General features: G+C 54.2%; 26 protein-coding genes and 1 tRNA gene. All 27 read left to right on the top strand.

Annotated elements, in window-relative coordinates; translation table 11 throughout:
* Positions 1–305: 305 nt before the first annotated feature.
* Entirely contained in the window at positions 306–704 is a 399-nt protein-coding gene (rpsL, locus tag FGF66_RS09895; RefSeq protein ID WP_069811012.1) for a 30S ribosomal protein S12, read from the top strand.
* 25 nt (positions 705–729) lie between these two features.
* The gene (gene rpsG / locus FGF66_RS09890; protein ID WP_139457478.1) at positions 730–1,200 is read left to right on the top strand and encodes a 30S ribosomal protein S7; all 471 of its coding nucleotides are present in this window, start codon (positions 730–732) and stop codon (positions 1,198–1,200) included.
* A gap of 36 nt (positions 1,201–1,236) precedes the next feature.
* Positions 1,237–3,351, top strand: coding sequence for an elongation factor G (fusA, locus tag FGF66_RS09885; protein ID WP_139457477.1), 2,115 nt, complete (start codon positions 1,237–1,239; stop codon positions 3,349–3,351).
* A 51-nt stretch (positions 3,352–3,402) separates the two neighbouring features.
* Positions 3,403–4,584, top strand: a complete 1,182-nt coding sequence (gene tuf, locus FGF66_RS09880) for an elongation factor Tu (RefSeq protein WP_139457476.1) — start codon at positions 3,403–3,405, stop codon at positions 4,582–4,584.
* Positions 4,585–4,662: 78 nt separating this feature from the next.
* A complete protein-coding gene (gene rpsJ / locus FGF66_RS09875) occupies positions 4,663–4,974 on the top strand; it encodes a 30S ribosomal protein S10 (protein WP_139457475.1) in 312 nt (103 codons plus the stop codon).
* A gap of 34 nt (positions 4,975–5,008) precedes the next feature.
* Positions 5,009–5,638, top strand: coding sequence for a 50S ribosomal protein L3 (rplC, locus tag FGF66_RS09870; protein ID WP_139457474.1), 630 nt, complete (start codon positions 5,009–5,011; stop codon positions 5,636–5,638).
* Between the two features lie 19 nt (positions 5,639–5,657).
* Positions 5,658–6,284 (top strand): 50S ribosomal protein L4, encoded by a 627-nt coding sequence (rplD, locus tag FGF66_RS09865; RefSeq protein ID WP_139457473.1) that lies wholly within the window; start codon positions 5,658–5,660, stop codon positions 6,282–6,284.
* Positions 6,285–6,317: 33 nt separating this feature from the next.
* Complete coding sequence (rplW, locus tag FGF66_RS09860; RefSeq protein ID WP_139457472.1) at positions 6,318–6,629, top strand: 50S ribosomal protein L23; 312 nt, start codon at positions 6,318–6,320, stop codon at positions 6,627–6,629.
* A 29-nt stretch (positions 6,630–6,658) separates the two neighbouring features.
* Positions 6,659–7,498 (top strand): 50S ribosomal protein L2, encoded by an 840-nt coding sequence (rplB, locus tag FGF66_RS09855; RefSeq protein WP_139457471.1) that lies wholly within the window; start codon positions 6,659–6,661, stop codon positions 7,496–7,498.
* A gap of 33 nt (positions 7,499–7,531) precedes the next feature.
* Positions 7,532–7,828: a 30S ribosomal protein S19 gene (gene rpsS, locus FGF66_RS09850; RefSeq protein WP_139457470.1), complete on the top strand. Its 297-nt coding sequence runs from the start codon at positions 7,532–7,534 to the stop codon at positions 7,826–7,828.
* A gap of 30 nt (positions 7,829–7,858) precedes the next feature.
* Entirely contained in the window at positions 7,859–8,218 is a 360-nt protein-coding gene (rplV, locus tag FGF66_RS09845) for a 50S ribosomal protein L22 (RefSeq protein ID WP_139457469.1), read from the top strand.
* Positions 8,219–8,232: 14 nt separating this feature from the next.
* Positions 8,233–8,997, top strand: coding sequence for a 30S ribosomal protein S3 (gene rpsC, locus FGF66_RS09840; protein ID WP_139457468.1), 765 nt, complete (start codon positions 8,233–8,235; stop codon positions 8,995–8,997).
* 45 nt (positions 8,998–9,042) lie between these two features.
* On the top strand, positions 9,043–9,462 hold the full coding sequence (rplP, locus tag FGF66_RS09835) for a 50S ribosomal protein L16 (RefSeq protein ID WP_139457467.1): 420 nt from the start codon (positions 9,043–9,045) through the stop codon (positions 9,460–9,462).
* 30 nt (positions 9,463–9,492) lie between these two features.
* Positions 9,493–9,699, top strand: coding sequence for a 50S ribosomal protein L29 (gene rpmC, locus FGF66_RS09830; RefSeq protein ID WP_139457466.1), 207 nt, complete (start codon positions 9,493–9,495; stop codon positions 9,697–9,699).
* Between the two features lie 66 nt (positions 9,700–9,765).
* Complete coding sequence (rpsQ, locus tag FGF66_RS09825; RefSeq protein WP_139457465.1) at positions 9,766–10,035, top strand: 30S ribosomal protein S17; 270 nt, start codon at positions 9,766–9,768, stop codon at positions 10,033–10,035.
* Between the two features lie 35 nt (positions 10,036–10,070).
* Positions 10,071–10,439, top strand: coding sequence for a 50S ribosomal protein L14 (gene rplN, locus FGF66_RS09820; protein WP_010933832.1), 369 nt, complete (start codon positions 10,071–10,073; stop codon positions 10,437–10,439).
* Between the two features lie 10 nt (positions 10,440–10,449).
* Positions 10,450–10,522: transfer RNA gene (locus FGF66_RS09815), tRNA-Gly, on the top strand.
* A gap of 33 nt (positions 10,523–10,555) precedes the next feature.
* Entirely contained in the window at positions 10,556–10,798 is a 243-nt protein-coding gene (gene rplX / locus FGF66_RS09810; protein ID WP_139457464.1) for a 50S ribosomal protein L24, read from the top strand.
* A 96-nt stretch (positions 10,799–10,894) separates the two neighbouring features.
* Positions 10,895–11,446, top strand: coding sequence for a 50S ribosomal protein L5 (rplE, locus tag FGF66_RS09805; protein WP_139457463.1), 552 nt, complete (start codon positions 10,895–10,897; stop codon positions 11,444–11,446).
* A 19-nt stretch (positions 11,447–11,465) separates the two neighbouring features.
* Entirely contained in the window at positions 11,466–11,735 is a 270-nt protein-coding gene (gene rpsN / locus FGF66_RS09800; RefSeq protein ID WP_139457462.1) for a 30S ribosomal protein S14, read from the top strand.
* Positions 11,736–11,802: 67 nt separating this feature from the next.
* On the top strand, positions 11,803–12,198 hold the full coding sequence (gene rpsH / locus FGF66_RS09795) for a 30S ribosomal protein S8 (protein WP_139457461.1): 396 nt from the start codon (positions 11,803–11,805) through the stop codon (positions 12,196–12,198).
* Between the two features lie 29 nt (positions 12,199–12,227).
* Positions 12,228–12,767, top strand: coding sequence for a 50S ribosomal protein L6 (rplF, locus tag FGF66_RS09790; RefSeq protein ID WP_139457460.1), 540 nt, complete (start codon positions 12,228–12,230; stop codon positions 12,765–12,767).
* A 59-nt stretch (positions 12,768–12,826) separates the two neighbouring features.
* Positions 12,827–13,186: a 50S ribosomal protein L18 gene (gene rplR / locus FGF66_RS09785; RefSeq protein WP_139457459.1), complete on the top strand. Its 360-nt coding sequence runs from the start codon at positions 12,827–12,829 to the stop codon at positions 13,184–13,186.
* A 21-nt stretch (positions 13,187–13,207) separates the two neighbouring features.
* Positions 13,208–13,726: a 30S ribosomal protein S5 gene (gene rpsE / locus FGF66_RS09780; protein WP_069810994.1), complete on the top strand. Its 519-nt coding sequence runs from the start codon at positions 13,208–13,210 to the stop codon at positions 13,724–13,726.
* An 18-nt stretch (positions 13,727–13,744) separates the two neighbouring features.
* On the top strand, positions 13,745–13,930 hold the full coding sequence (rpmD, locus tag FGF66_RS09775; RefSeq protein WP_139457458.1) for a 50S ribosomal protein L30: 186 nt from the start codon (positions 13,745–13,747) through the stop codon (positions 13,928–13,930).
* A 33-nt stretch (positions 13,931–13,963) separates the two neighbouring features.
* On the top strand, positions 13,964–14,524 hold the full coding sequence (rplO, locus tag FGF66_RS09770; RefSeq protein WP_139457457.1) for a 50S ribosomal protein L15: 561 nt from the start codon (positions 13,964–13,966) through the stop codon (positions 14,522–14,524).
* Between the two features lie 18 nt (positions 14,525–14,542).
* Positions 14,543–15,868, top strand: coding sequence for a preprotein translocase subunit SecY (secY, locus tag FGF66_RS09765; protein WP_139457456.1), 1,326 nt, complete (start codon positions 14,543–14,545; stop codon positions 15,866–15,868).
* Positions 15,869–15,878 lie beyond the last annotated feature (10 nt).

Below are 15,878 nucleotides of genomic sequence, written 5' to 3'. Positions count from 1 at the left end.
CCCCCGCCCCCGGCCCGGCCCCCGCCGCCCCCCCCCCCCCCCCCCCCCCCCCCCTGCACCCCCCCCCCCCCACCGGCCCCCCCACTAGTCAGGGCATGCCAGCTTTTCTGTAGATGCCAGCCGCTCGAATTGGGTCCATGCTGTGCTGGTGGATTATAAAAATGGAGAAAAGAGGTCGATAAGTCAAAAAAACGATAGATGGAATTTTGTTTTTTGGGGTAAATCTTTTACTTTGGTCGTCCTTATGGTTTTCCCTGAATGATTTTCACCGGAAGTCTCAAACGAAATAGAAAAGAGTTTATTGTATGCCGACGATTCAGCAGCTTATCAGGCACGGAAGAAGTATGAAGGCGTCCAAGACCGCCTCACCGGCACTTGAAAAATGCCCCCAGAAAAGAGGTGTCTGCACCCGTGTGTACACGACTACCCCCAAAAAACCGAACTCCGCGCTTCGCAAGGTTGCTCGTGTCAGGCTGTCTAACAAAATCGAAGTGACTGCGTACATCCCCGGTGAAGGCCATAACCTCCAGGAGCACTCCATCGTGCTGATCCGTGGCGGAAGGGTCAAGGATCTTCCTGGTGTGCGTTATCATATCGTTCGCGGCTCCCTCGATACGTCGGGCGTCGCCGACCGCAAGCAGAGCCGCTCCAAGTACGGCGCGAAGGTTCCGAAGCCCGGCGCTGCTCCAGCAAAGAAAAAATAAAACTGAATCTTAACTCGGATTATAAATGGCAAAGAAGGGTTCTGGGTACGGAGCGCGCGTCGGCGATCACCGTTACGGTGATGAGACGGTTTCCCGTCTGATCAACGCGATCATGCTCGATGGCAAGAAGGTTGTGGCGACCAAGGTTGTGTACGATGCTTTCGATATCATTTCGAGCAAGGTCGAAGATGGCAACGCGCTCGAAGTGTTCCGCAAGGCGATGGGCAATGTCGCTCCGCTGGTCGAGGTTCGCAGCAAGAGGGTCGGTGGCGCTACCTACCAGATTCCGATGGAGGTTCCGGCTTCCAGAAGAACAGCTCTCGCGTTTCGCTGGATCAAGCAGTTTGCCACCAGGCGCGGCGGTCGTTCGATGGCCGAGAAGCTTGCCGCCGAATTGCTCGACGCTTCCAACGAGCAGGGTGCTTCGGTGAAAAAGCGCGATGAGGTGCATCGCATGGCTGAGGCCAACAAGGCGTTCGCTCACTTCAGGTTCTGAGTCTGTTAGGCAGGAATTATTAAAATAGGTTGATTTATGGCACGGCAGGTTGCGTTAGATAAAGTCAGGAATATCGGGATCATGGCCCATATCGATGCGGGCAAGACAACGACCACGGAGAGGATTCTTTATTACACTGGTCGCTTGCACAAGATGGGCGAAGTTCATGAGGGCGGCGCTACCATGGACTGGATGGAGCAGGAGAAAGAGCGCGGCATCACGATCACGTCGGCCGCGACGACCTGTTTCTGGACTCCGAAGTATGGCAGCTACATCGGCCACAACCACAGAATCAATATTATCGATACTCCTGGTCACGTTGACTTCACGGTCGAGGTGGAGCGCTCCCTTCGTGTGCTCGATGGCGCGGTTGCGCTGTTCTGCGCTGTAGGCGGCGTCGAGCCGCAGTCCGAGACTGTCTGGCGTCAGGCCAATAAATATGGCGTACCGAGAATCGCTTATGTCAACAAGATGGACCGCGTTGGCGCGGACTTCTTCGATACGGTCAAGGCGATCCGCGAGCGCCTCGGCGCCAATCCGGTACCGATTCAGATTCCGATCGGCCAGGGCGAAATCTTCGCCGGTTTCGTCGATCTGATCCGCATGAAGGGGATCATCTACGACAAGGAAGATGGCAGCACCTACACCGAAGTTGAAATTCCGCATGACCTCGAAAACGAAGCCCGCACCTGGCGCATCAATATGCTCGAAGCGGTCTCCGAGGTTGATGACACCCTGCTTGAAAAATATCTCAATGGCGAAGAGATCACCGAAGACGAGGTTCGCGTCGTACTTCGCAAGGCGACGCTCGGCGTGACCATCATCCCGGTGCTTTGCGGTTCGTCGTTCAAGAACAAGGGTGTGCAGTTCATGCTCGACGCCGTTATCGATTATCTTGCTTCGCCGGTCGATGTGGGTTCGGTTGAGGGACATCACCCGAGAACCGAAGAGACTGTCGTCCGTCAGCCGAAGGACGAGGAGCCTTTTGCCGGTCTTGCTTTCAAGATCGCAACCGATCCGTTCGTTGGCAAGCTTACCTTCTTCCGTGTTTATTCCGGCGTACTCAACGCTGGCAGCTATGTGCTCAACTCGGTCACTGGCAAAAAAGAGCGCGTTGGACGCGTCTTGCAGATGCACTCCAACAAGCGCGAAGAGCGTGACGCGGTCTATGCTGGCGATATCGCCGCCGCAGTCGGTCTGAAAGATGTCAGAACCGGCGACACGCTCTGCGACGAAAGTAACCCTATCGTGCTCGAAAAGATGGTGTTCCCTGAACCTGTCATCGAGATCGCGGTAGAACCAAAAACCAAGGCGGACTCTGACAAGCTGGGCATCTCACTTGCCAAGCTCGCCGAAGAGGATCCGACCTTCAGGGTGAAAACTGATGAGGAAACGGGCCAGACGCTCATCGCCGGCATGGGTGAGCTTCACCTCGAAATTCTGGTTGATCGTCTCAAACGAGAGTTCAAGGTCGAGGCCAACGTCGGTCAGCCGCAGGTCGCTTATCGCGAAACCATTCGCGGCAAGGTTGAATACGAAGGCAAGTTCGTTCGCCAGTCCGGCGGTAAAGGCCAGTTCGGTCTGGTCGTGCTCAGGGTCGAGCCTCTCGAAGAGGGCAAAGGCTACGAATTCGCCGATGAGATCAGAGGCGGCGTGATTCCGAAAGAGTATATCCCGGCAGTCAACGCCGGTATCCAGCAGGCGATGAAAGACGGCGTTGTCGCCGGCTTCCCGATGCAGGATATCAAGGTCGCATTGATCGATGGTAAGTACCACGAGGTTGACTCTTCGGAAATGGCATTCAAGATTGCTGGTTCCATCGGCTTCAAAGGCGCGGCCAAAAAGGCCAACCCTGTGCTGCTCGAACCGATCATGAAGGTAGAGGTCATCACGCCGGAAGAGTATCTCGGCGATGTGATGGGCGACCTCTCTGGGCGCCGCGGCCACATCGAAGGCATGGGGCAGCGCGCAGGCGCTCAGTTCGTCAGCGCCAAGGTGCCGCTCTCCGAGATGTTCGGCTATTCGACAGATCTTCGTTCGATGACCCAGGGCCGCGCAAACTACTCGATGGAGTTCGAGAGCTATCGCGAGGTGCCGCGCAGCATCGCCGAAGCTTTGCAGGAAAAGAGGGTTGGCAAGGATTCCGAATAACAGTTTTTCATCACCGCATCATTAAAAAGATAACCGACAGGGAGAATAGTTATGGCTAAAGAGTCATACAAGAGGGATAAACCCCACGTAAATATTGGTACAATCGGTCACGTTGACCACGGTAAAACCACCCTTACCGCAGCAATCACCAGCGTTCTCGCCAAGCAGGGCATGGCCTCTTTCCGTGAGTTCGGCGACATCGACAAGGCGCCTGAGGAGAGGGAGCGTGGTATTACCATCTCGACTGCGCACGTCGAGTATCAGACCAAAGCGCGCCACTATGCGCATATCGACTGCCCCGGCCACGCTGACTATATCAAGAACATGATCACCGGTGCTGCCCAGATGGACGGCGCTATCCTCGTCGTTGCCGGTACCGATGGCCCGATGCCCCAGACTCGCGAGCACATCCTGCTTGCCCGTCAGGTGAACGTTCCCGCGCTGGTCGTCTTCCTGAACAAGGTTGATATCGCCGATCCGGAACTCCTCGAGCTGGTCGAAATGGAGCTCCGCGAGCTTCTCACCGAGTACGGTTTCCCTGGCGACGATATTCCGATCGTCAAAGGTTCCGCACTGAAAGCCCTCGAAGGCGATGCGGAAGGCGAAAAAGCCATCATGGAGCTTATGGATGCCGTTGACAACTACATTCCGCAGCCTGTCCGCGACGTTGACAAGCCGTTCCTGATGCCGGTCGAAGACGTTTTCTCCATCTCCGGTCGTGGTACCGTCGGTACCGGCAGGATCGAGAGGGGCCACGTCAAGGTTGGCGAGGAAGTCGAGATCGTCGGTATCAAACCGACCCGCAAATCGGTCGTCACCGGTATCGAAATGTTCAACAAGCTTCTCGACGAAGGCCAGGCAGGCGACAACGCCGGTCTGCTTCTGCGTGGCGTTGACAAGAACGAACTCGAGCGCGGCATGGTTATCTCCAAGCCCGGCAGCATCACTCCGCACACCAAGTTCAAGGCCGAGGTTTATATTCTGAAGAAGGAAGAGGGCGGTCGTCACACGCCGTTCTTCAACGGCTATCGTCCGCAGTTCTACTTCAGAACCACCGATGTCACCGGTTCGGTGACGCTTCCTGAAGGTGTCGAGATGGTTATGCCTGGCGACAACCTCTCGGTCGATGTCGAGCTGATCGCTCCTATCGCCATGGAAGAGAGCCTCAGGTTCGCTATCCGCGAGGGCGGCCGTACAGTTGGTGCCGGTTCGGTAACCAAGATCGTCGAGTAAATCGATTGATTGTTATCCCGGGGCGAGCTATCGCACTCGCCCCATTTTTATTGAAACCATCGAAACAGGGATAGACCAGTGGCTGTTCAGCAAAAGATCAGGATCAAGCTCAAGTCGTACGACCATAGCCTCGTTGATAAATGGGCTTTGAAGATTATCGATGTGGTCAAGCAGACGGATGCCATCATTTTTGGCCCCATTCCGCTGCCCACGAAAACTCATGTTTATACGGTCAACCGTTCACCTCATGTGGACAAGAAATCCCGTGAGCAGTTCGCATTTTCATCGCACAAGAGGTTGATCGAGATTGTCAACCCGACGGCCAGAACGATTGATATGCTCATGAAGCTTGAGCTTCCGAGCGGCGTTGATGTGGAAATCAAGTCATAAAGTGTTTTAAAGTAAATAGAAAAGCTAATCGGATATGGGTGCGATTCTCGGGAAAAAAATCGGCATGACCCGTTTATACAATGATAAACGCGAAGCTGTTCCCTGCACGGTGATTCAGGCCGGACCGTGTTATGTAACTCAGGTAAAGAGCACGGCGAAAGATGGCTACGATGCCTATCAGCTCGGCTTTGGCGAGCGTGATGAAAAAAAGGTCTCCAAGCCTCTGGCGGGCCACTATAAAAAAGCTGGCAAGAATCCCGGATACATTCTCTCCGAAGTCAGCAAGAGCCTGATCCCGGAAGAGCTTGCTGCTGGCGCTACCGTGCCAGTCGATATCTTCAAGGAGGGCGACAAGATCGATGTGCTCGGCGTCACCAAGGGTAAAGGTTTTGCCGGTGTCGTCAAGCGTCACAACTTCGGCGGCGGTTCGAGAACGCACGGTCAGTCCGACAGGCTCAGAGCCCCTGGTTCGGTTGGCGGCTCCTCCGATCCTTCGAGAACCTTCAAAGGTACCCGGATGGCCGGCAGAATGGGCGGTGAGAACAAGACGGTTCAGAATCTCGTGATCGTCAAGGTAATGCCCGAATCGAATATCATCGTCGTCAAAGGCGCTGTGCCCGGTCCGAAGAACTCCTATGTCAAGATTGTTTCAACAACCAAGTAAACGGTGAGTGCAGAGAACAATGGAATTAAAAGTGCTCAATATAAAAGGCGCAGAAACCGGTGAAGTGGTTACGCTGAACGATGAGATTTTCGCCGTTGAAGTTTCTGAACACGCCATGTACCTGGATGTGAAGGCAATTCTTGCCAATCGCCGCCAGGGTACCCATAAAGCAAAGACCCGCGCTGAAGTTCGCGGCGGCGGCAGGAAGCCGTTCCGCCAGAAAGGCACCGGCAACGCTCGCCAGGGTTCTACCCGTTCGGGAACAATGGTTGGCGGCGGCACGATCTTTGGTCCAGTGCCGCGTACCTACGAGCAGAAGGTCAACCGCAAGGTCAAGCAGCTTGCCCGCCGTTCGGCGTTGAGCGCCAAGGCCGCTGCCGGTCAGATTGTCGTGGTCGAGGATTTCAGCTTCGAAGCGATCAAGACCCGTCCGGTTGCAGACATGCTCAAGAGTCTCGGTCTCGTCGAAAAGAAGACGCTGCTCATGATGCCGTTTTACGACAACGTGGTCAGCACCTCCGGCAGGAACATCGAGAAGCTGAACGTCATGATCGCCGACCAGGCTTCGACCTACGATATCCTCAACAGCCAGGCCGTGCTTTTCCAGAAGGCCGCCCTGCAGAAAATAGAAGAAACATTAGGGTAATTACCGTTTGCCAGTAAAAAGGAGAAGATTGCAATGAAAAACCCGTTGTTGCGGCCGTGGCTGACCGAAAAGAGCACAAAACTCACCGAGCAGAAAGGCCAGTATATGTTCCAGGTCAAGATGGACGCCGATAAGTTCGATATCAAGAAAGCGGTCGAAGAAAAGTTCGGTGTCGATGTCGTTTCCATCCGCACCATCAACTGCCTCGGCAAGTCAAAGCGGCAACATACCCGCAAAGGCATCATCGCCGGCAAGAAGAACGACTGGAAGAAAGCCGTCGTGACCCTCGGCGAAGGCCAGGTGATCGACTACTATGCCAAGCCGGCGGAAAAGAGCGAGAAATAAGATTAACAACCGGATAGATAAACAGTACGATGCCAGTCAGGAAATTAGCTCCGAACACTCCGGGCACAAGGTTCGCTTCATACGCAAGTTTCGAGGAGATCACCAAGAGTGAGCCGGAAAAAAGTCTTCTCGTACCGCTCAAGAAAAGCGGTGGCCGCAACACCAACGGACGGATTACCTCGCGACACATGGGCGGAGGTCACAAGAGGTTCTACCGTATTGTCGATTTCAAGCGCAACAAGGACAACGTTCCGGCAAAAGTCGCTGCTATCGAATATGACCCGAACCGTTCGTCGAGGATTGCACTTCTTCATTATGTTGACGGAGAAAAACGTTATATTCTCGCTCCAAAAAATCTGAAGGTCGGCGACCGCATCGAAAGCGGCGAAAAGGTGGACATCAGGGTTGGCAATACCATGCCGCTGAAGAACATCCCGATCGGTTCCAATGTGCACAATATCGAGCTGAGAGCCGGAAAAGGCGGTCAGATGGCAAGGTCAGCCGGCGCATACGCCGTACTTGCCGCTCGCGAAGGCAACTACGCAACCCTGAAAATGCCGTCAGGCGAAATCAGAAAAGTCCGTATCGAGTGCCGCGCGACTATCGGTGTCATCGGCAACGCGGAGCACGAAAACATCAGTCTCGGCAAAGCGGGACGCAGCCGCTGGCTCGGTATTCGCCCCCAGACTCGCGGTATGGCCATGAACCCGGTCGATCACCCGATGGGCGGTGGTGAAGGCAAGTCCAAATCAGGCGGTGGTCGCAAGCATCCAAAGTCGCCATGGGGTCAGCTTGCCAAAGGTCTGAAGACCAGGAACAAGAAAAAAGCCTCGACGAAGTTGATCGTCCGCGGCAGAAAAGCCAAGTAACATAGCGGTAATTAACAACAAGCAGAGAGAATTATGCCAAGATCACTGAAAAAGGGCCCGTTCATCGATTTCAAGCTGGAAAGGCGGATCCTTGATATGAACAGCAAAGGTGAGAAGAAGGTGGTGAAAACCTGGTCGAGAAGTTCGATGATCTCTCCTGACTTTGTCGGTCATACCGTAGCGGTTCATAACGGCAAGAGCCATGTGCCGGTTTACGTCAGCGAAAACATGGTTGGCCACAAACTTGGTGAATTCGCTCCGACCAGGATGTTCCGCGGCCATGCGGGCGGCAAGGCTGAAAAGGGCGGTTCGGCACCCAGGAAAAAATAAACTGAATAACGCGGAAAGGTAAGAGATATCATGCAAGCTAAAGCAATTTTACGGCATACACCGACGTCGCCCAGAAAAATGCGGCTCGTGGCCGGCCTTGTTCGTGGCAAGCAGGTCGATCAGGCGAAAGCCATCCTGCACAACTCCACCAAAAGTGCTTCCCGTAACGTGATGGTTACGCTCAAATCGGCTGTTGCGAACTGGTCACAGCTCAATCCCGACGAAAGGGCGAGCGATAACGAGCTGTTCGTCAAGGCGATCTTTGTCGATGAAGGCTCTTCGCTCAAGAGGCTCCTTCCTGCTCCGATGGGTCGGGCCTACAGGATTCGCAAGCGTTCGAATCACCTGACCATCGTCGTCGATAAGGTTGAGAACAAGGTAACCAAATAAACAAGGAGATAACATTGGGTCAGAAAGTAAATCCAACCGGATTCAGGCTGGGAATCATCAAAGACTGGACTTCCCGCTGGTACGATGACGGACCGGTTATCGCCGACAAGATCAAGCAGGATCAGGTTATCCGCAACTACGTTCAGGCAAGGCTGAAAAAAGAGAAGGCCGGTATTGCCAAAATTGTTATCGAGCGCACGACCAAGCATATCAAGATCAATATCTACTCCGCTCGTCCCGGAGCTGTCGTTGGTCGCAAGGGTGAGGAGATCAACAATCTCTCGCAGGAGCTGACCCGCATCACCGGCAAAGAGGTCAAGATCGACGTGGTCGAGGTGATCAAGCCGGAAATCGAAGCACAGCTCATCGGCGAGAACATCGCTTATCAGCTCGAAAACCGCGTCTCTTTCCGTCGCGCCATGAAGATGGCGATCCAGCAGGCCATGAGGGCCGGCGCCGAGGGCGTCAGGATTCGCTGCGCAGGCCGTCTCGGCGGCGCTGAAATCGCCCGCGCTGAGCAGTACAAAGAGGGCAAGATTCCGCTTCACACGATTCGCGCCAACGTCGATTACGCCAGCGTGACCGCTCATACCATCGCCGGAGCTATCGGCATCAAGGTTTGGGTCTATAAAGGCGAGGTGCTCGTTCAGAGGCTCGACGCTATCGAAGAGGAAGAGATGAAGAAAATGCAGGATCGCCGTAACGATTCGCGCAACAGGGGAGGCCGTGGCGATGCCCGTGGCGCCAAGCGCCGCCGCCGTCCGCAGAAGAAGGCCTGATCGCGCTCAAGTACTATATAATCTGAAAAGAATGGAGTTGCTGGTATGTTAATGCCAAAGAGGGTTCAATATAGAAAGTCACAGCGGGGCCGGATGAAGGGGAACGCGCAGCGCGGAACGGCGGTGTCGTTCGGTACTTTCGGACTCAAAGCGCTCGAACCGGCCTGGATCACCAGTCGGCAGATCGAGGCTGCACGCGTCGCCATGAACCGTTACATGAAGCGAGACGGAAAAATCTGGATCAGGATTTTCCCTGACAAGCCGGTTTCAAAGAAGCCTGCGGAAACCCGAATGGGTTCCGGTAAAGGTTCGCCGGAGTTCTGGGTTGCCGTCGTCAAGCCGGGCCGCGTGATGTTCGAAGCCGACGGTGTGTCGCGCGAGATCGCCGCGGAAGCGTTCAGGCTCGCCGCAAAGAAGCTGCCGATCAAGACCAAATTCATCGTCAGGCCAGATTACGAAGGATAACGTGCAATCTAACCGCCAGGAAAGCATATAATGAAAAACTACGAAATAGTGGCCTTGGGCAAAACAGAGCTCCTCGCAAAGATCGAAGAGCTGGAAAACAGGCTGGCCGATATCAACTTTTACAAAGCGATTGAACCGCCGCAGAACCCGATGGTGTTCCGTAATTCCAAGCGTGATATCGCCCGGATGAAAACCCGGCTCACCCAGATCGAGATGCAGGAAAAGAGCAACGCCTGAAAACTGGGTGCGACAGTAAACATTAAACGGTTTCAACAGGAAGAATAACAAATGGACAACGCAGCAATGTCAAGTGTAGCTGAAGCGAGAGCCAAAAAAAAGAGCTGGTTGGGCAAGGTTGTAAGCGACAGCATGGATAAAGGTATCGTCGTTGCCGTCGAGCGCAGGGTTCAGCATCCGGTCTACAAAAAGTACTTCAAGAAGACTACCCGCCTGATGGCTCACGACGAAAAGAACGAGGCGGGCATCGGCGATCTGGTGAAAATCACCGAGTGCAGGCCGCTCAGCAAAAACAAAAGCTGTCGGCTTGTTGAAATCGTCGAAAAGGCCAAGTAACGGATTTACTATCATTTAACAGGGGTTAATGCAGGATGATCCAGAAAGAGACTAATCTGGTTGTCGCCGATAATAGCGGAGCGAAAAAAGTACGGTGTATTCATGTTTTCGGTGGAACCGGCAGGCGCTATGCCGCGCTCGGTGACCAGATCATGGTATCGGTCAAGGCTGCGGTTCCTGGCGGCGTCGTCAAGAAGAAAGATGTCTGCAAGGCAGTCGTTGTCCGTTGCGTCAAGGAGCAGAAGAGAAAAGATGGCTCCTATATCAGATTCGACGAGAATGCCGTCGTGCTGCTCAACGCGCAGGGCGAACCGAGAGGCACCCGTATTTTCGGGCCAGTCGCACGCGAACTTCGCGATAAAAGATATATGAAGATCGTATCTTTGGCTCCAGAGGTTCTCTGAGAGCCGATCAGCGGGAGTAACTCAGCTGGTAGAGTCACAGCCTTCCAAGCTGTTGGTCGCGGGTTCGAGTCCCGTCTCCCGCTCACGTTTATGAATTACTATCATACAGGTCAATCATGAAAACTGGTATTAAAAAGGTCAAGCTCCACGTCAGGAAGAACGATGAGGTCACCGTCATCGCCGGCAACGACAAGGGAAAATCGGGCAAAGTCCTGAAAGTGTTCCCCCAGAAGGGCCGCGTGATCGTCGAAGGCGTCAACATCAGGAAGCGCCACATGCGCCCCACCCAGGGAGTGCCTCAGGGCTCGATCATCGAGCGCGAGTTTCCGATTCATGCCTCCAACGTGAAAAAGAGCTGACAGAGATTTCGTTAAATGACAGGATGACCAAGACCATCCTGTGAAAAGGTAAAAGAAAAGATGTCCAAAAAAGAGAGTGTAGAGCAGGAAGTTGCAATGCCTGCCCGCCTTGAGGTTTACTACCGCGAGACTGTCGTTCCGAAACTGATGGAGCGATTCAAGTACAAGAGCATCATGATGGTGCCCCGCCTCGAAAAGATTTCGGTGAACATCGGCGTCGGCGAAGCCGCGCAGGAGCCGAAACTGCTCGAAACCGCAATGCAGGAACTCGGTCAGATCACCGGACAGAAGCCGCAGGTTCGCAAAGCAAAGAAAGCGATCTCGAACTTCAAGCTCCGCGAGGGTCAGGCCATCGGTTGCCGCGTCACCCTTCGCCGCAAGATCATGTTCGAATTCCTTGACCGCTTCATTTCGGTCGCCGTGCCGAGGATTCGCGATTTTCGTGGTCTGAGCGACACGAGCTTCGATGGCCGTGGAAATTATAACGCAGGTATCCGCGAACAGATTATCTTCCCTGAAATCGACATCGACAAGGTGCCGAGAATCAATGGCATGGATATCAGTTTCGTCACCTCCGCCAAAACGGACGAAGAGGCTTACGAGCTGCTTACCCTGCTTGGCATGCCGTTCAAGAAAAAGAACCAATAAATCATAGCCCTGTACCAAGATGGCAAGGAAAAGCATCATTGCGCGAAACGAAAAGAGGAAGAAGCTCGTCGAAAAGTATGCGGCTAAACGTGAGGAGCTGAAAGCGGCAGGCGATTACCAGGCTCTGAGCCAGCTTCCGAGAGATAGTTCAGCCACTCGGGTTCGCACCCGCTGCGTCCTGACCGGACGTGGTCGCGGTAACTACAAGAAGTTCGGGCTTTGCCGCCACATGTTCCGCAAGCTGGCTCTCGAAGGAAAGCTTCCCGGCGTCAGAAAAGCGAGCTGGTAAGCGCGCCTCTGCGGAGATCAAGAGAAAGATGTCTGTTCATTTACGAATGTAACCAACTGTTAGAGCCATGCCCGTAACGGATTCCATAGCCGATTTTATCACCCGGATCAGAAACGCCGGTAGTGCAAAAAACAAGACGACCGATATTCCTTATACCAGAGTCAGGGAGAATCTCTCGAAGCTTCTTGTGGAAAAAGGATACATCAAGAACTACACGGTAATCAGCACCGAGCAGTTTCCCTTCATCCGCGTCGAGCTGAAATACATTCAGGATGGCCGACACGCCATCAAGGAGATTTCACGGGTCAGCAAACCCGGCCGCAGGGTCTATCAGGGCAAGGATATCAAGCGATACCTCGGCGGGCTTGGTCTGTTTATCCTTTCGACCTCGAAAGGCATCCTGACCGACAAGGAAGCGCGCGAGCAGAACGTCGGTGGCGAGGTGCTGTTCCGTATTTATTAATTTCACAAGCCAAAGAGCATCAGTTTACCATGTCAAGAATAGGAAAAATGCCGATCAGGCTTGCCGATCAGGCTCAGGTCGAGGTCAAGGACAATATGATTAACGTCACCGGACCGAAGGGCGCGCTCTGTCAGGCACTGGTCGATGAGGTGAGCGTTTCGGTTGCCGACGGCGCCGTGAGCGTCCTGAGAAAGGACGACAGCAAGCGCGCGCGGGCCATGCACGGCTTGTACCGGATGCTGGTCAGCAACATGGTCGAGGGCGTCACCAAAGGGTTCACCCGCAAGCTCGAAATGTCCGGCGTCGGTTATCGCGCCGAACTCAAGGGCGACATGCTGGCGCTGACCCTCGGATACTCGCACATGATCTACTTCCAGGCTCCCTCTGAGATCAAAATCGAGGTTCCGGATCCGACCACCGTTCTTGTCAGCGGTATCGACAAGGCTCTGGTAGGCCAGATCGCCGCCAAGATTCGCTCCTTCAGGAAGCCGGAACCGTATCGCGGCAAGGGTATCAAATACGAAGGCGAGGTTGTCCGCCGCAAGGAAGGCAAGGCTGCCGGCAAGTAAGCCGCGCCGCTTCGCGATCCAAACAAGTAAGGTAAAAAACATTTATACGGTTAGAGATAATGAGCCAAATCGATAAAGCTGCCCGCAGGCAGAAAATCAAGGCAAGAAGCAGGGCCACGGTGTACGGTACGCCTGAAAGGCCAAGACTGTGCGTGTTCAGGAGTCTTTCAGAGATATACGCGCAACTCATCGACGACCAGAGCGGCAAGACCCTCATGGCGGTATCGACCATGTCGAAAGAGAATGCCGGGCTTTCCGGCACCAAATCCGAGGTGAGCGCCGCCGTCGGCAGGCAGCTTGCCGACAAGGCCCTTGCGCAGGGCATTTCCAGCGTCGTCTTCGACAGGAACGGATTCCGGTATCACGGTCGCATCAAGGCTCTGGCCGACGGCGCTCGTGAAGCTGGCCTGATCTTTTAAAACTTTTCAAAGAGAACGTACATGTCGAAAAAATCTGCCAGGAGTATAAAGCCCGGTGAGTTGAATCTGAAAGAGAAGCTGGTGCACATCAACAGGACCGCCAAGGTGGTCAAAGGTGGCAAGCGCTTCGGTTTCAACGCTATTGTGGTTGTCGGTGACAAGGAAGGTCATGTTGGATACGGACTCGGAAAAGCGAACGAAGTTCAGGACGCCATCGCCAAAGGCGTTGAAGATGGCAAGAAGAACGTCATCAAGGTGCCGATCGTGAAGGGAACCATCCCCCACCAGATCGTCGCCAAATACGGTTCGGCAAAAGTGCTGATGAAGCCGGCTACTCCCGGTACCGGTCTTATCGCCGGCGGTGCGGTCAGGGCTGTGCTTGAAATGGCCGGCATACATGACATCCTGACCAAGTCTCTCGGTTCTTCAAATCCACACAACGTGGTGAAGGCGGCTATCAAAGGCCTTCAGAGCATCTCTGACGCCAATGATGTTGCAGAGCGCCGTTCGAAGAGCCTGAAAGAGGTATTTGAAAGCTAAACAGGAAACAAGGCGACCATGAACGAGAAAATGATAAAGGTTACCCAGGTGCGCAGCGTTATCGGTGGCACCAAGAAGCAGAAAGACACGATCAAGGCTCTCGGTCTGGGAAGGCCGAACCACAAGGTCGAAATAAAGGACAACGCCTGTACCAGAGGTCAGATTCGCGTCGTCCAGCACCTTGTCAAGGTTGAAGAGCTTTAACAGAATCAATAAAGAAAGTCGGGAATCACAGCAATGGATTTAAGTTCACTCAGCCCTGCCAAAGGTGCAGTCAAGTCAAGAAAGAGGGTCGGCCGCGGCCCTGGTTCAGGTAATGGTACGACAGCGGGCAAGGGCAACAAGGGTCAGCAGGCAAGAAGCGGCTACCAGCGTCCGGTCATCGAGGGTGGCCAGATGCCGATCTACCGCAGACTTCCGAAATTCGGTTTCACTCCGCCCAACAGAAAGGCTGTGGCTTGCGTCAACGTCGCCCAGATCCAGATGTGGATCGAGAAGGGCCTGATCGGCGAAGAGATCAGTGTGCTCGATCTCAAGCACCTGTGCAACGCCAGCAACCAGGAGTATTTCAAGGTGCTCGGCGACGGTGAACTTACCTCCGCGGTGACTATCACAGCTCACTTCTTCAGCAAGAGCGCAGAAGAGAAGATCACAAATGCCGGCGGAAAGATCGTTAAAGCCTACCGCACCCTCGAAGAGGCTGCCAAGGTCAACGGTCTGCCGTTCGACGAGGCTCTTTTGACTCCGAAAGCAAAAGTGGTAAAGGTCAAGAAAGCAAAAAAATCGGTCAAGTCTTGAACCAGGGAATGAGCTGCCATGAAGCTTACTGAGAGTATCAGGAATATCAATAAAATCCCGGAGTTAAGGCAGCGTATCGTCTATACCCTCCTGCTTCTGTTCGTTTACAGGCTGGGATCGCATATCACCATTCCAGGGGTTGACGCCGCTGCGGTAGCGAGCGCGACAACTTCTCACTCCAACGACCTGTTCGGTCTGTTCGATCTGTTTGTCGGAGGCGCGTTCGCTCGCGCCTCGATCTTTTCTCTCGGCATCATGCCCTATATCTCGGCCTCCATCATCATCCAGTTGCTTGGAGCGGTGACGCCCTATGTGCAGAAGCTCCAGAAAGAGGGTGAGGAGGGACGCCAGAAAATCAATCAGTACACGCGCTATGGCACGATACTCATATCGTTGTTGCAGGCGTGGGGCGTGAGCGTGAACCTGTCAAGCCCGTCATCGTTCGGCAAGGTGGTTGTTCCTGAGCCGGGCTTTTTCTTTGCCATCACCGCGATCGTCATTCTCACCGCCAGTACGGTCTTTGTCATGTGGCTCGGCGAGTTGATCACTGAGCGCGGCATCGGCAATGGTATATCGCTCATCATCATGATCGGTATACTGGCAAGGTTTCCGGCCTCGCTGATGGCTGAAGTTCAGTCGGTCTCGCTCGGCAGCAAGAACTGGATTGTCGAGATCGTCATCATGGCGCTCATGGCCGGCATTGTCGCGCTCGTCGTACTTCTGACTGTCGCCACGAGAAGGATTCCGGTTCAGCACGCCAAGCGCGTCGTTGGCCGCAAGGTTTACGGCGGCGGTACGCAGTACATTCCGATGAAGATCAACACGGCTGGCGTCATGCCGATCATCTTCGCCCAGTCGATCATGTTTTTGCCCAGCACGTTTCTGTCTTTCTTTCCCGAAAGCGAGGCAATGCAGAAAGTCGCAGCGGCATTCGCCTACGACTCTTGGTGGTATGCGCTCATTTTTGGATTGATGATCGTTTTCTTCACCTATTTCTATACGGCTATCGCCTTCAATCCGAAAGAGGTCGCAGATACCATGCGCCGTCAGGGGGGATTCATCCCTGGTGTCCGCCCCGGTAAAAGCACTGAGGAGTTTATCGACAACATCCTCACGAGGATCACTCTGCCGGGAGCGATCACGCTTGCCCTGATTGCGATTTTACCGACATTCCTCACCAAGTTCGCTAACGTCACGCCTGGATTCGCCCAGTTTTTTGGCGGCACCAGCCTGCTCATTGTTGTCAGCGTTGGACTCGATACGCTTCAGCAGGTCGAGAGCCACTTGATGATGCGTCACTATGACGGGTTCATGAAGACGGCCAAGGCGAAAGGTCGCCGATAAGCGAGGCCAG

Origin of the sequence: Chlorobaculum thiosulfatiphilum, from assembly GCF_006265165.1 — a bacterium.
GTDB lineage: Bacteria > Bacteroidota > Chlorobiia > Chlorobiales > Chlorobiaceae > Chlorobaculum > Chlorobaculum thiosulfatiphilum.
This window is presented reverse-complemented; position numbering and strand designations above follow the sequence as displayed.